We start from the raw sequence: 13,466 nt of genomic DNA on the forward strand, positions 1-13,466 counted from the left end.
CCCTCGGGGGAGGGAAGTTTTCCGGACGGGCCGTATAAGTGCGGTGGCGGACCGTTAAAGTCCGGAACTCGACGCGGGGACGACCCCGCGAGCGGCGTACACCCCCTCCCGTGTTCCCCGCACGGGCTGCCCCCTCGCGCTCCGGGAGTGACCCTTGGCCACGGTTGACACCGCACCCGCACAGATCGACGCCCGTTCGGCGACGGCTCCCGCACAACCGACGGCTCCCGTACGGTCGACAGCTCCGCTGCAACCGTCGGCTCTCGTACGGCGGCCGTCAGCGTCCGTACAGACATCCGCTCCCGTAGGGCCGTCAGCTCCCGTCCAACGCCACGCGGCACCCTCCTCCGAAGCGCCCGAACAGACCCACTCCGCAACGCTCATCGGGTCCGTCCAGCGTGCGATGCGCCTGCTCGAGTCCGTCGCGGAGCACGAGCACGGAGCTCCCGCCAAGCAACTCGCCCGTGAGACCGGGCTGGCGCTCCCCACGGCGTACCACCTGCTGCGCACCCTCGTGCACGAGGGCTATCTGCGCCGTGACAAGGGCCTGTTCTTCCTCGGAGAGGCAGCCGAGCGGCTGAGCAGCAGCGGAGCCGAGCAGAAACGTCGCAGCACCGTCGTCGAGGCACTCGCGCACTGGCGCGACCTGATCGGTGTGCCGGTGTACTACGCGCAGTACCGGAACGGCGAGATCGAGGTCCTCTGCGTCTCCGACAGCCCTGGAAACCCGGCGGTCGATGAGTGGGCCGACTTCCGCGAGACCGGGCACGCGCACGCCATCGGACAGTGTCTCCTCGCCCAGCTCGACGACGAGGCTCGGCGTGATCACCTCGACCGGTACCCCGTGCAGTCCATCACCCCGTACACCGTGCGCGACGGGCACAGCCTGCTCCGGCGTCTCGAGCGGACCGCGCGGATGGAACCGGTGATCGAGCGTCAGGAGTACGCGCTGGGGACGGTGTGTGCGGCCATTCCGATCACATTGGGTAACGCCGCGGCCACGATGGCCATCTCCCTGCCCGCCCATCAGGCGGACCGGTTGCTGGCCGCAACCCAGCAACTGCAAGAGGAAATCGGGCGGCTGATGGGCTCGCTGGCGATCTCTATCAGTATCTGAAAACTCACTCCTTGTGATCTGCCGTGCACGTTCAGCAAGATGCCACCAGTGTCAGAGGGATCATTCCCGGCCAACGAAGGCAGATGACGGGGTAGGCAATGCGCGAGTCCGTACAGGCAGAGGTCATGATGAGCTTTCTCGTCTCGGAGGAGCTCTCCTTCCGCATTCCGGTGGAGCTGCGCTACGAGGCCTGCGATCCCTACGCAGTCCGGCTGACCTTCCATCTCCCGGGCGACGATCCAGTGACCTGGGCTTTCGGCCGTGAGCTGCTGATCGACGGGGTAGGTCGGCCATGTGGAGAGGGCGACGTGCGGGTCTCGCCCGCCGGTTCCGACCTGCTGGGCGACGTCCTGATCAGGCTTCAGGTCGGTGGTGATCAGGCACTGTTCCGCTCGTCGACGGCGCCGGTCATCGCGTTCCTCGACCGCACCGACAAGCTGGTGCCGCTGGGGCAGGAGACCGCGCTGGCCGATTTCGACACCCATCTCGACGAGGCGCTGGACCGGATCCTGGCGGAGGAACAGAGCGCGGGATGACGCCTACGGCAGTGAGGTGACCTAAGGCTTCATTGTGAGGCGGGAGGGCGCAGGAACGCTTCTGCCGACGCGGGACCGTGGCGCGCAGGAACGCCCAGGCGACGGGCCGCTCCGTGCCCGTGGCGACGAGGTCGGCGCGGAAGCTGACGCGGCGTGATCCAGAGGGCGTGCCCGCACATGTTCTACGGCGAGCGGGTCTCATCGTTGGAGCCGGGAGCCGGGAGCCGGGAGCCGGGAGCCGGGAGCCGTGGGTGCTTCTGGCGCATCTTGAAGTCGTCCCCGCGCTGGAGCGGGTGCGCTTGACGGCCCATCTCAGCGCCTGCGCCGCCGCCCCTTGCCACCGCGTGCCGCTACCGGCCGGCTGTCGGCCGTGCCCGCGCTCGCGCTTGTCGCCGGTACGGGTACGGGAGTCCCCGCTCCCGCACTCACCGCCGCTGGTCGGTCCGCCGAGACCACCAGGGCCGCGAGGACCGTGGTCACCGGGACCGAGGCGACGAGGCCGATCGAGCCGACCAGCGTGCGCACGATCTCCTCCGCCACCAGTTCACTGTTGGCGACCGTCCCCACGCTGGACTGGGCGATGGAGAAGAGCAGCAGCAGCGGCAGCGCGGCACCCGCGTAGGCGAGGACGAGCGTGTTGACGACGGAGGCGATGTGGTCCCGCCCGATCCGGATACCCGCGCGGTAGAGCCCGCGCCAGCCCATCGTCGGGTTGGCCTCGTGCAGCTCCCAGACGGCCGAGGTCTGCGTGACCGTCACGTCGTCGAGGACACCGAGCGAGCCGATGATGACGCCGGCGAGCAGCAGGCCGCTCATGTCGATCGACGGATACAGCCCATGGATGAGCCCGGTGTTGTCGTCCGTGTTGCCCGTCAGCGCGGCCCAACCGATGAACTGCGATCCGAGGATGCCGATCAGAATCAGGGAGATCAGCGTGCCCAGCACCGCCACGGAGGTTCTGGCCGACAGGCCGTGGCACATGTAGAGGGCGATCAGCATGATGGCGCTCGACCCGACCACCGCCACGAGGAGCGGGTTCGAGCCCTGCAGGATCGCGGGCAGGACGAAGAAGTTCAGCAGCAGGAAGCTGATGGCCAGAGCGACCAGTGCCATGACACCGCGCAGTCGCCCGACGATCACCACAGCGAGCGCGAAGATGCCGGCGAGCAGCCCCATGGGGAGCCTACGGTTCACGTCGGCGACCGAGTACTGCAGATCCCTCGGCGCCGAGGGTTCGTACGCGACCACGACCTTCTGGCCCTCGTGCAACTGCCGAGGCTGGTCCGGCTGGACGATCTCCGTGAAGGTGCGGCCCTTGTCGTTGCCGGTGTCGACCCGGACGGTCGCCTTCTTGCAGGTGCCGTTCGCCTGCTGCGCGGCGGAAGAGCCCTCGGCCGTGGAGGTGTCTCCGGTCGGGGTCTCCCCCGAGGCGTTCACCGACTTGCAGCTGACGCTCACGACCTTGCTGACAGTGGCCTGCTGGGTCTGCCGGTCGAAGCCGACCCCGGTGCGTTCGTGCGCCGGGGCGCCACCGGGCCACAGCACTGCCAGCCCCACCACCACGGCAACGCCGAACGGGATGAGGATCGCCGCGATGACCTTGCGCAGGTGCTTGGAGACGGGAGTTGCCGGTCCGTGGCTGTGACTGTGACCGTGCCCGCCACCGCTGCCGGACCCGGAACCGCCCCCCTGAGCGTGCGCGTGCCCGAGCCCGTCACCGTGTCCGTGCCCATGGCCGTCATCACCACCCCGGCCCCCGCCACTCTGGTCGCCACCCAGGTCACTGCCGCCGCCCTGGCCTTCGCCACCGGCTCTGGGCCCGTACCCGTAGCCCTGCCCGTTGTGCCCGCCCGGCCCGCCGTGCTCATGCTCGTGCCAGCCACCGGCCCCGCCGTTTCCGAAGCTCCCGCCGGAGCCATTGCCGGGGCCAGGCCCGGGGCCGTTTCCGGAGCCCGGTCGGCGCCGAGGCTCGGGAGGCGGGTACGGGGGCTGATGCGTCGTGGTCACCGACCGATCATCGCAAGAACGACAGGGGCCCTCTGTTCACCGCGCCCGAATTGACGCTAGCGTGGAGCCACCTTTGTACACGCGGGAGCTCGGAGCACCGGGCTGAGAGGGCGCTGACCTCCGTCCCAGCGATGTTTCACGTGGAACGTCATCTCAAGCGAGTGACGTTCCCCACGAAACATCGGCAGACGGAAACCGCTGCGTCGACCGCCGAACCTGTTACCGGGTAATGCCGGCGTAGGGAGTAGGTCTCATGACCATCAAGGACGCGCGCACGCCTGCCTCCGATCAGCTCGACGGGGAGGCCGGGAAGTCCATCGGCTGGCACAAGGCGTACATCGAGGGCTCGCGCCCAGATCTGCGGGTGCCGGTCCGTCAGGTGCACCTCACCAACGGGCAGTCGGTCACGCTGTACGACACGTCCGGCCCGTACACCGATCCGCTCACCGAGACGGATGTCCGACGGGGACTTGCGCCTCTGCGGGACAATTGGATCATCGCCCGCGGGGACACCGAGGAGTACGCGGGACGTCCCGTGCGTCCCGAGGACGACGGGATCAAGCACACCTCACCGCGGGGTGGCCTCCGTAACCTCGACGCGGTCTTCCCGGGGCGGCCACGCCAGCCGCGCCGGAGCCGTGACGGCAACGCGATCACGCAGCTCGCCTACGCCCGTCGCGGTGAGATCACACCGGAGATGGAGTACGTGGCCATCCGGGAGAACGTCTCTCCCGAGGTCGTCCGCGAGGAGATCGCGGCGGGGCGTGCGGTGCTGCCCGCGAACGTCAACCACCCGGAGATCGAGCCGATGATCATCGGCAAGCGGTTCCTGGTGAAGGTCAACGCCAACATCGGCAACTCCGCGGTGACGTCCTCCATCGAGGAGGAGGTGGAGAAGATGACCTGGGCCACTCGCTGGGGCGCCGACACGGTCATGGACCTGTCCACCGGCCGCAACATCCACACCACTCGCGAGTGGGTACTGCGCAACTCCCCCGTCCCCATCGGCACGGTGCCGCTCTACCAGGCGCTGGAGAAGGTCGACGGCCGCGCCGAGGAGCTGACCTGGGAGATCTACAAGGACACGGTCATCGAACAGGCCGAGCAGGGCGTGGACTACATGACGGTCCACGCGGGCGTGCGCCTGCCGTACGTACCACTGACGGCCAATCGCAAGACCGGCATCGTCTCGCGTGGCGGCTCGATCATGGCGGCCTGGTGCCTCGCGCACCACAAGGAGTCGTTCCTGTACGAGAACTTCGAGGAGTTGTGCGAGATCCTCGCCGCCTACGACGTCACGTACTCGCTCGGCGACGGTCTCAGGCCGGGGTCGATCGCTGACGCCAACGACGAGGCGCAGTTCGCGGAGTTGCGCACGCTCGGGGAACTCAACCGGATCGCCAAGCGTTTCAACGTACAGACCATGATCGAGGGCCCGGGACACGTCCCGATGCACAAGATCAAGGAGAACATCGACCTTCAGCAGGAGATCTGCGATGAAGCTCCGTTCTATACGCTCGGCCCGCTGACCACCGACGTCGCACCGGCCTACGACCACATCACCTCCGGCATCGGCGCCGCCATGATCGCCTGGTGGGGCACCGCGATGCTCTGCTACGTCACGCCCAAGGAGCACCTGGGCCTGCCCAACCGGGACGACGTCAAGACGGGTGTCATCACCTACAAGATCGCCGCCCATGCGGCCGATCTCGCCAAGGGACACCCCGGCGCCCAGGAATGGGACGACGCCCTCTCCGACGCCCGCTTCGAGTTCCGCTGGGAGGACCAGTTCAACCTGGCCCTCGACCCCGACACGGCCCGGGAGTTCCACGACGAGACTCTCCCGGCCGAACCGGCCAAGACGGCTCACTTCTGCTCCATGTGCGGGCCGAAGTTCTGCTCGATGAAGATCAGTCAAAGCATCACAGCGCAGTTCGGCGGTACGGCGGCCGCGGGAGCGACGGCCGAGGAGGTCGCTGAGGGCATGCTCCAGAAGTCGAAGGAGTTCGCGGCGAGCGGGAACCGGGTGTATCTGCCGCTCGCGGACTGAGCCCGACGGGTACGTGGGTCCGCGCCGCCGAACCACCCGAGTCCGGGAGGTGGCGCGGACCCATGAGTCCGTCAACGGCCAAGGAAGCTCAGGTGGTGAGCAAGGTGACGACCCGGTTGATCATGTCCTCACTCGCGGCCAGAGGCGTCGGGGTGTACGACAGCACGAAGCGGAGCCGTAGATCACGGGTGGCGAACATGCGGGTGCGGTACCCGTACGTGTCACCGGTCTTGCCCCAGAACGTCACCCCGTTCACCGTGGCCGTCTGCAGACCCATGCTGTAGCGGGCTGGACTGCCATCCACCATGCGAACGGATTCCGGCGGCAGAGCGAAGAGGTGGCTCATGGCCTCGGCCGGCAGTAACACGCCGGAGAACAGGGCTTCCTGGAAGCGGAAGAGGTCGTCGGCGGATGAGACCAGTTCTCCCTCGCCCCAGGAGCTCGACTGTTCGTACGTCGTGACGTCCTGGAGCGACTTGTCGGTCATGCGGAGGTAGCCGTGCACATGCGGGCCGTGCAGGTGGGGGTCGTCACCGGGCAAGAGTGTCCGTGTCAGGCCCAGGGGACGCAGGACGCCGGACTTGATCGCCTCGCCGTAGTACCGGCCGGTGAAGGTCGTCCCTGCACGGGGCACGGCCGCTCCTGAGGTCGGACACTCCTGCTGTGCCGTACCAGTGCGTTCCCCGGCCCTCGACGCGCAGTTGCGCGGAGGTGGCCGGCGGGTGGGACAGATCGCTGATCGCAGCTTGCAGGGCACTGGGGTCCGCTGACGCAAGGCGCCCCCGATCAGCCACCTGGTCGGAAGTGGTGGTCCCGGCTGAGGCGCGGGCACCGGTGCTTGCGGTGACAGCCGGCATGGCACCGGCCGCGCAAGCGCCCATGAGGGAACGTCGGGAGAGAGAAGTCATGGTCTGTCATGCTGCCGACGTCGACTGGTGGTGCCATCCGGGATGTCCCCCACGCCTACCCGGACCGGACCCCGAGGCCGTTGTGACGCGCCGACGCAGAGACCCAAGAGGGCGTGGCGCATCGTCGTGCGACCGGCCCCCGGCCGGGTCTTCGGCTTGCGCTCCCCGTGGTGGGGGCGCAAGCCGAGGGGCTGTGCCGGGTGCTACTCCGGCTGGTGTTCCGGCCCCCCGAAGTCCGGGCTGGTGTAGTCCGGGCTGCTGAAGCTCGGGCGGGCACCGGAAGCTCCGTCGTCCGGGCTGCTGAAGCCCGGACGGTCGTAGCCGAGGCTGGGCATCCGGCTGGTCGGTGCGGGTGGGGCCGTGTGGTGCAGTGCGGCGGTGCCGGGGTCGGCCAGGGCTTCCCTGAGGAAGGGGAGGATGCCGCGCTCCAGCAGGGCTTCGCGCCAGGCGTCCCTGGCCCGTGCCACCTCCTCGCTCAGCTCGCCGTACCCCGCGTCCGGCGAGGGCCGGTTGCGCAGGGCGGTGAGCAGCAGCCCGACGGCGGCGACCAGGATCGCGGCCGCGGTCAGGGCGCCGAACACCCATCCGATGGTGATCATGGCGTGGGCGAACGCCGGCTCGGGGTCGAGCATCTGCAGGATGTAACCCACGAGCAGGAAGATCGCCGCGGCTATTCCGGCGAGGACGGGCGTCAGGACCGCGGCGACGGCGACGGCGCCCGCACCGGTGGTCTCGGCGACCTCTCCCATGGTGGTGGCGAGCCCCATCGCACCCGCGCCCGACTCGGCGGGACCGGGTTCATGCACGGACGACAGGGTGGACGGCGCCGCCGGGCGGCGCTGTTCCTCGCGGACCTTCACGTAGTGCTGGTACTCGGTCGCCGCGGCCGCCGTGACGAGTGCGGTGGCGTTGAGCGCCATGGTGCGCAGCTGTTCGGGATTCAGCCGCTGTCCGACAGCGGCCAGTTCGGGACGGTGTGGGGCGGAGCGCAGCGCCTCATCAAGGATCCGCTCGTACTCCTGGCGGTCCTCGCTGTGCAGGTGCTGCGGAACGCTGTTCATGTGCATCCCCCGATGCTCCGTAGGGCTTGGGGCTCGCATGCCAACGAGCCGTCGGGCAGAAACGGAGGGGAGCCTGCTACGGATAAGCAGATGGTAGAGCTGTCACGGCACAGGGTGACAGGGGGTTTCCAGAAATTGGCCTCTGGCCTGCGCGGTCGACGGTCAGTCCGTCCTGCGGGAACGACTGCCCCGCGAACGTTCACATATCCAGGGGCAGTTGCTGGACCAGCAGTTTTCCGGCCATGGTCACCCCGCCGTCCATCGCGATGGCCAGTCCGTCGGCGTAGACGTGCGGTCCCTCGACCACCGGACCTGATTCGTCCTCGTCGTCCTCGGAACCCACTTCGCCGAGCAGATAGGGGATCGGGCTGTGCCCGTGAACGATGCGGGTGCCGCCGTACGTATCGAGCAGCGAGCGCACATGGCCGGCGCCGCCCTCGTCGCGGAAGGAGAAGCGCTTGGTCAACTTGCGGAACAGATCCCACACCTCGTCCGCGTCGTTGCGCGTGAGGGTCTCGCGGACGGTGTCGTTGACCGCCTCGATCGAGTCGCCGTAGTCGAGATAGGCCGTGGTGTCCGAATGGACGAGCAGATGTCCGTCGACCTCCTCGACGGCGTCCAGTCGCGCCATCCACTGCAGATGGTGGTCCTGGAGGCGGTCCATGTCGGTCTTCTGTCCGCCGTTGAGCAGCCAGGCCGCCTGGAAGGTGGCGGTGCCCGCGCCCGAGTTCACGGGAGTGTCGCCGAACCGCTTGGCGCCGAGCAGCAGCAGTTCGTGGTTGCCCATGAGGGCCTTGCAGTAGCCGCCGGCCGCGGCGGCCTCCGCGGACAGCCTCATCACGAGGTCGATGACGCCGATGCCGTCGGGCCCACGGTCGGTGAAGTCGCCGAGGAACCACAGCCGGGCGGTGCCCGCGCACCAGTTGCCGGCCGCGTCGACGAGGCCCTTCTCCTGGAGCGCGGACGTCAGTTCGTCGAGGTAGCCGTGGACGTCGCCGACGACGAACAGCGGACCGGGACCGTCCACCGCCCGTGCCGCGGGGTCGACGGCCGCCTGGAGCTCGTCACCGTGATGGATGACGGGCAGGTCCTGCTCGGTGGGGGTGTACCCCTCCGGGTAGGCCTCCTCGTCGGCCGGGACGACGTCGCCGGGGTGCGTGCTGTGGCCGTACGGACCGGTGTCGTTGACGTACGCGGGCACCCGGAAGTCGCGCAGCACCGCCGTGCGCTCCACCTCGGGTCCCTGACCGGCCCCCTGAGTCATCAGACCCCTCCACCATCGCGCCGCATCTGCACCGCTTCGGACTGCCTGGTCGCAGCGGCCCGCGGTGTCGTGGGCCCATCATAGGAATGCGGATCGCGCCATGTGATGACCCAGGGGTAGTGAATCGGAGCGAGACTCCTGTTCACCGCGGCATTCGCCCCGATTGGGCCGGGCTTGAACCCTCGCCCGGCCGCTTCCTGCTACTTCTCCTCGGGTGAGCGCGGCGAGCTGACCGTCGTGCGCGGGGCACGCCGCTGGGAGGAGGTGCGCACGATCAGCTCGGTCGGTATCACCTGCTCGACCGGTTGGTCCGATTCGACCCCCTCGATGGCGTCGATGAGGAGCTGGACCACGGCCGTGCCGATGCGGCGCGGCTTGAGGGAGAGCGTGGTGACGGGCGGCTCGGTGCTGGCGTACACGGTGGACTCGCTGCAGCAGACGATCAGCAGGTCGTCGGGTACGCGCAGCCCGTACCGGCGGGCGGCGGCCAGCAGGTCGGTGCCGTTCGGGTCGAACAGGCCGTAGACGGCGTCCGGCCGGTCCGGGCGGGCGAGCAGCCGGTCGGCCGCGACGGCGCCGGCGCACGGATCGTGCGCGGGATAGGCCTCGTACACGGGGTCCTGCCCGACCCGCTCGCACCAGCGCAGATACGCGGTGGTCGACAGATGGGTGTACGTGTCCGTCGTCGTCCCCGTCAGCAGGCCGATGCGGCGGGCGCCGGCGTCGGCCAGATGGTCGAGGATGCCGAGGACGGCGGCCTCGTGGTCGTTGTCCACCCAGGCGGTGACCGGGAGGGAACCTGCCGGGCGGCCGTCGGAGACCACCGGTAGACCCTGCCGGACCAGCTCGCTGACGACCGGGTCCTGGTCGGACGGGTCGATGACCACGGTGCCGTCCAGGGCGACGTTCGACCACACGTCGTGGCGCGAGGTCGCGGGCAGGATGACGAGGGCGTAGCCGCGGGCGAGCGCGGCGGAGGTGGCGGCCCGCGCCATCTCGGCGAAGTACGCGAACTCGGTGAAGGTGAAAGGTTCATCCCCGTACGTCGTCACGGTCAGGCCGATGAGTCCCGACTTGCCGGTACGGAGGGTTCTGGCCGCGGCCGAGGGCCGGTAGCCCAGCCGGTCTGCGACCTCCCTGACGTGCCGGCGGGTGGCGTCCGGGAGCCTGCCCTTGCCGTTCAGGGCGTCGGAGACGGTCGTGATGGAGACTCCGGCGGCGGCGGCCACGTCTCTGATGCCCGCCCGGCCCGGCCGGCTGCCTCGACGGGAGGTTTCCGCGCGGCTCACCTGGTGCTTCCCTGCTGCTGTCATGGCGAGCCGATAGTAGGGCTCATGCGGTGGGGTAGGGCGGACGCATATGCACGCGTTGACAGGCACGTTTCTGCAAGGTCATCTGGCGTCAACTACCTTTGAAATAGAGACAGTTAAACGATCCAATGGCACTACGTAACTTGTCGGCACGCATGGGCCTGCCAAGTCCCCGATGTTTCGAAGAGGTCTCAACTCACCTGCACGGGTGACGCGCGCTACGGCGCGAGCCACCGGCGCATAGATATATGTGACCGCGCCCCCTGATTCGTCTGCCTTCGTACGGTGATGCCCCTGATGCCTGTGGGGCTGATGAGGTTGGTTCTCACCTGTACGCAGCGGCGCCCAATCCTCATAAGGTGAGCAGTATTGGAGCCGGCTGCCCGAGTCGGCCGCCATGCGTCGGTGGTCATGAGGAGGACTGCGGTGAGCGAGACAAGCCCCAAGCTGCGCGCCGAGCTGGAGGGTATCCCCACGTACAAGCCGGGCAAGCCCGCCGCTGCCGACGGCCCGGTGGCCTACAAGCTGTCCTCCAACGAGAACCCCTATCCGCCGCTGCCGGGGGTGCTCGAGACCGTGACGGCCTCGGTCTCCTCCTTCAACCGCTACCCGGACATGGCCTGCACGGGCCTGATGAACGAGCTGTCCGAGCGCTTCGGTGTTCCGCTCTCCCATCTGGCCACCGGCACCGGCTCCGTCGGCGTCGCCCAGCAGCTGATCCAGGCGACCTCGGGCCCGGGCGACGAGGTGATCTACGCCTGGCGGTCCTTCGAGGCGTACCCGATCATCACGCAGATCAGCGGCGCCACCTCGGTGAAGGTGCCGCTGACGGCGGGTGACGTGCACGACCTGGACGCGATGGCCGCAGCGATCACCGAGCGCACGCGGCTGATCTTCGTCTGCAACCCGAACAACCCGACGGGCACGGTCGTGAAGCGGGCCGAGCTGGAACGGTTCCTCGACCGGGTGCCCAGTGACGTGCTGGTGGTGCTGGACGAGGCCTACCGCGAGTTCATCCGTGACCCCGAGGTGCCGGACGGTGTGGAGCTGTACCGCACGAGGCCGAACGTCTGTGTGCTGCGCACCTTCTCCAAGGCGTACGGCCTCGCGGGCCTCAGGGTCGGCTTCGCGATCGCCCACGAGCCGGTGGCCGCGGCGCTGCGCAAGACCGCGGTGCCCTTCGGGGTGAGCCAGGTCGCGCAGGAGGCGGCGATCGCCTCGCTCCGGGCCGAGGACGAACTCCTGGGCCGGGTCGGCTCGCTGGTCTGTGAGCGCAACCGCGTGATGGAGGGATTGCGGGCCCAGGGCTGGACGGTGCCCGAGACCCAGGCCAACTTCGTGTGGCTGCGGCTGGGGGAGCGCACGGTCGACTTCGCGGCGGCGTGTGAGCGGCACGGCGTGGTCGTACGGCCGTTCCCGGGCGAGGGTGTGCGGGTGACGGTCGGCGAGACCGAGGCGAACGACATCTTCCTGAAGGTGGCGGAGGGGTTCCGCAAGGAGCTCTAGCTCACACCGACTGCGCGTCTGCGCAGGTCAGAGCAGGCTGGCAGAGGGGGTTCCGGAGGTAACCGGGACCCCCCTTCGTCTAGCGAAACCAGGTGCGGCATACTGGCTTGTGAATGTGAACGCTTTCACAAGCGGTCGCTTCGCAAGCATTTGTTCCACAAGCCTGTGAGGTAAGGAGCGGCGACGTGGACCTGGCTCTGGCGCCGGAGACCCTGGCGCGCTGGCAGTTCGGCATCACCACCGTCTACCACTTCCTGTTCGTCCCTCTGACGATCTCTCTGGCCGCCCTCACGGCCGGCCTCCAGACCGCCTGGGTGCGCACGGAGAACGAGAAGTACCTCAGGGCCACCAAGTTCTGGGGCAAGCTCTTCCTGATCAACATCGCGATGGGTGTGGTCACCGGCATCGTGCAGGAGTTCCAGTTCGGCATGAACTGGTCCGACTACTCGCGTTTCGTCGGCGATGTCTTCGGCGCCCCGCTCGCCTTCGAGGCCCTGATCGCCTTCTTCTTCGAGTCCACCTTCATCGGCCTGTGGATCTTCGGCTGGGACAAGCTGCCCAAGAAGATCCACCTGGCCTGCATCTGGATGGTCTCGATCGGCACGATCCTGTCGGCGTACTTCATCCTCGCGGCCAACTCGTGGATGCAGCACCCCGTCGGCTACCGGATCAACAAGCAGAAGGGCCGGGCCGAGCTGACCGACTTCTGGGCCGTACTGACCCAGAACACCGCGCTCACCCAGGTCTTCCACACGATGTCGGCCGCCTTCCTGACCGGTGGCGCCTTCATGGTGGGTATCGCGGCCTTCCACCTGTTCCGCAAGAGGCACATCGCCGTGATGAAGACCTCTTTGCGCCTGGGCCTGGTCACCGTGGTCATCGCCGGCATGCTCACCGCGATCAGCGGTGACACCCTCGGCAAGGTCATGTTCAAGCAGCAGCCGATGAAGATGGCGGCCGCCGAGGCCCTGTGGGACGGTCAGGACTCCGCGCCCTTCTCGATCTTCGCTTACGGCGACGTGGAGAAGGGCCACAACACCGTGGCCATCGAGATCCCGGGCCTGCTGTCCTTCCTCGCCGACGACGACTTCACCTCGTTCGTCCCCGGCATCAACGACGTCAACAAGGCCGAGCAGGAGAAGTACGGTCCCGGCGACTACCGGCCCAACATCCCCGTCACCTTCTGGGCCTTCCGCTGGATGATCGGCTTCGGGATGGCGTCCTTCGCCATCGGCCTCGCCGGACTCTGGCTGACCCGCAAGAAGTTCATGCTCCCGCAGCACCTGCGCGTCGGCGAGGACGAGGTTCCGCATCTGGTCCTCTTCCACAAGGCCCTCAGCCCCAAGCTCGGCAGGCTCTACTGGCTCGTGGCGATCTGGACCCTTGGCTTCCCGCTGATCGCCAACTCCTGGGGCTGGATCTTCACCGAAATGGGCCGCCAGCCCTGGGTCGTCTACGGCGTCCTGCAGACCCGGCACGCGGTCTCCCCCGGCGTCTCCCAGGCCGAGGTCCTCATCTCGATGATCGTCTTCACGGCCCTGTACGCCATCCTCGCCGTCGTCGAGGTCAAGCTGCTCGTGAAGTACGTCAAGGCCGGCCCGCCCGAACTCACCGAGGCCGACCTCAACCCGCCCACGAAGATCGGCGGCGACACCCGTGACGCCGACAAGCCGATGGCCTTTTCGTACTAGGCCGAGGGAGATCGAG

At 68.2% G+C, this 13,466-nt stretch carries 10 protein-coding genes; 5 read left to right on the forward strand and 5 right to left on the reverse strand.

Annotated elements, in window-relative coordinates; translation table 11 throughout:
* Window positions 1-382: 382 nt before the first annotated feature.
* Both OG841_RS23715 and OG841_RS23720 read left to right on the forward strand, forming a co-directional pair.
* The gene (locus tag OG841_RS23715; RefSeq protein WP_371570800.1) at window positions 383-1,117 is read left to right on the forward strand and encodes an IclR family transcriptional regulator; all 735 of its coding nucleotides are present in this window, start codon (window positions 383-385) and stop codon (window positions 1,115-1,117) included.
* 98 nt (window positions 1,118-1,215) lie between these two features.
* Window positions 1,216-1,653, forward strand: coding sequence for an SsgA family sporulation/cell division regulator (locus OG841_RS23720; RefSeq protein ID WP_266562472.1), 438 nt, complete (start codon window positions 1,216-1,218; stop codon window positions 1,651-1,653).
* 312 nt (window positions 1,654-1,965) lie between these two features.
* Here the strand turns inward: OG841_RS23720 and OG841_RS23725 are convergent, their stop codons facing one another.
* Entirely contained in the window at window positions 1,966-3,660 is a 1,695-nt protein-coding gene (locus OG841_RS23725; RefSeq protein ID WP_371566806.1) for a YibE/F family protein, read from the reverse strand.
* Window positions 3,661-3,913: 253 nt separating this feature from the next.
* On the opposite strand from OG841_RS23725, the gene thiC reads away from it, so the two are divergent.
* A complete protein-coding gene (gene thiC / locus OG841_RS23730; protein ID WP_328639656.1) occupies window positions 3,914-5,710 on the forward strand; it encodes a phosphomethylpyrimidine synthase ThiC in 1,797 nt (598 codons plus the stop codon).
* 88 nt (window positions 5,711-5,798) lie between these two features.
* Here the strand turns inward: thiC and OG841_RS23735 are convergent, their stop codons facing one another.
* The 4 genes from OG841_RS23735 to OG841_RS23750 form a co-directional block, all read right to left on the reverse strand.
* Window positions 5,799-6,344 carry a serine hydrolase domain-containing protein gene (locus OG841_RS23735; protein ID WP_328639655.1) on the reverse strand — a complete coding sequence of 182 codons (546 nt, stop codon included), beginning with the start codon at window positions 6,342-6,344 and terminating at the stop codon, window positions 5,799-5,801.
* 477 nt (window positions 6,345-6,821) lie between these two features.
* On the reverse strand, window positions 6,822-7,685 hold the full coding sequence (locus tag OG841_RS23740; RefSeq protein ID WP_328639654.1) for a hypothetical protein: 864 nt from the start codon (window positions 7,683-7,685) through the stop codon (window positions 6,822-6,824).
* A 193-nt stretch (window positions 7,686-7,878) separates the two neighbouring features.
* Complete coding sequence (locus tag OG841_RS23745; protein WP_328639653.1) at window positions 7,879-8,943, reverse strand: metallophosphoesterase; 1,065 nt, start codon at window positions 8,941-8,943, stop codon at window positions 7,879-7,881.
* A 200-nt stretch (window positions 8,944-9,143) separates the two neighbouring features.
* Window positions 9,144-10,256 carry a LacI family DNA-binding transcriptional regulator gene (locus OG841_RS23750; RefSeq protein ID WP_328639652.1) on the reverse strand — a complete coding sequence of 371 codons (1,113 nt, stop codon included), beginning with the start codon at window positions 10,254-10,256 and terminating at the stop codon, window positions 9,144-9,146.
* A gap of 423 nt (window positions 10,257-10,679) precedes the next feature.
* On the opposite strand from OG841_RS23750, the gene hisC reads away from it, so the two are divergent.
* Both hisC and OG841_RS23760 read left to right on the forward strand, forming a co-directional pair.
* A complete protein-coding gene (hisC, locus tag OG841_RS23755) occupies window positions 10,680-11,759 on the forward strand; it encodes a histidinol-phosphate transaminase (protein WP_328639651.1) in 1,080 nt (359 codons plus the stop codon).
* A 185-nt stretch (window positions 11,760-11,944) separates the two neighbouring features.
* Window positions 11,945-13,450: a cytochrome ubiquinol oxidase subunit I gene (locus tag OG841_RS23760; protein WP_328639650.1), complete on the forward strand. Its 1,506-nt coding sequence runs from the start codon at window positions 11,945-11,947 to the stop codon at window positions 13,448-13,450.
* The last annotated feature ends 16 nt before the right edge of the window (window positions 13,451-13,466 follow it).

The organism is Streptomyces canus (assembly GCF_041435015.1).
Lineage (GTDB): Bacteria > Actinomycetota > Actinomycetes > Streptomycetales > Streptomycetaceae > Streptomyces > Streptomyces canus_G.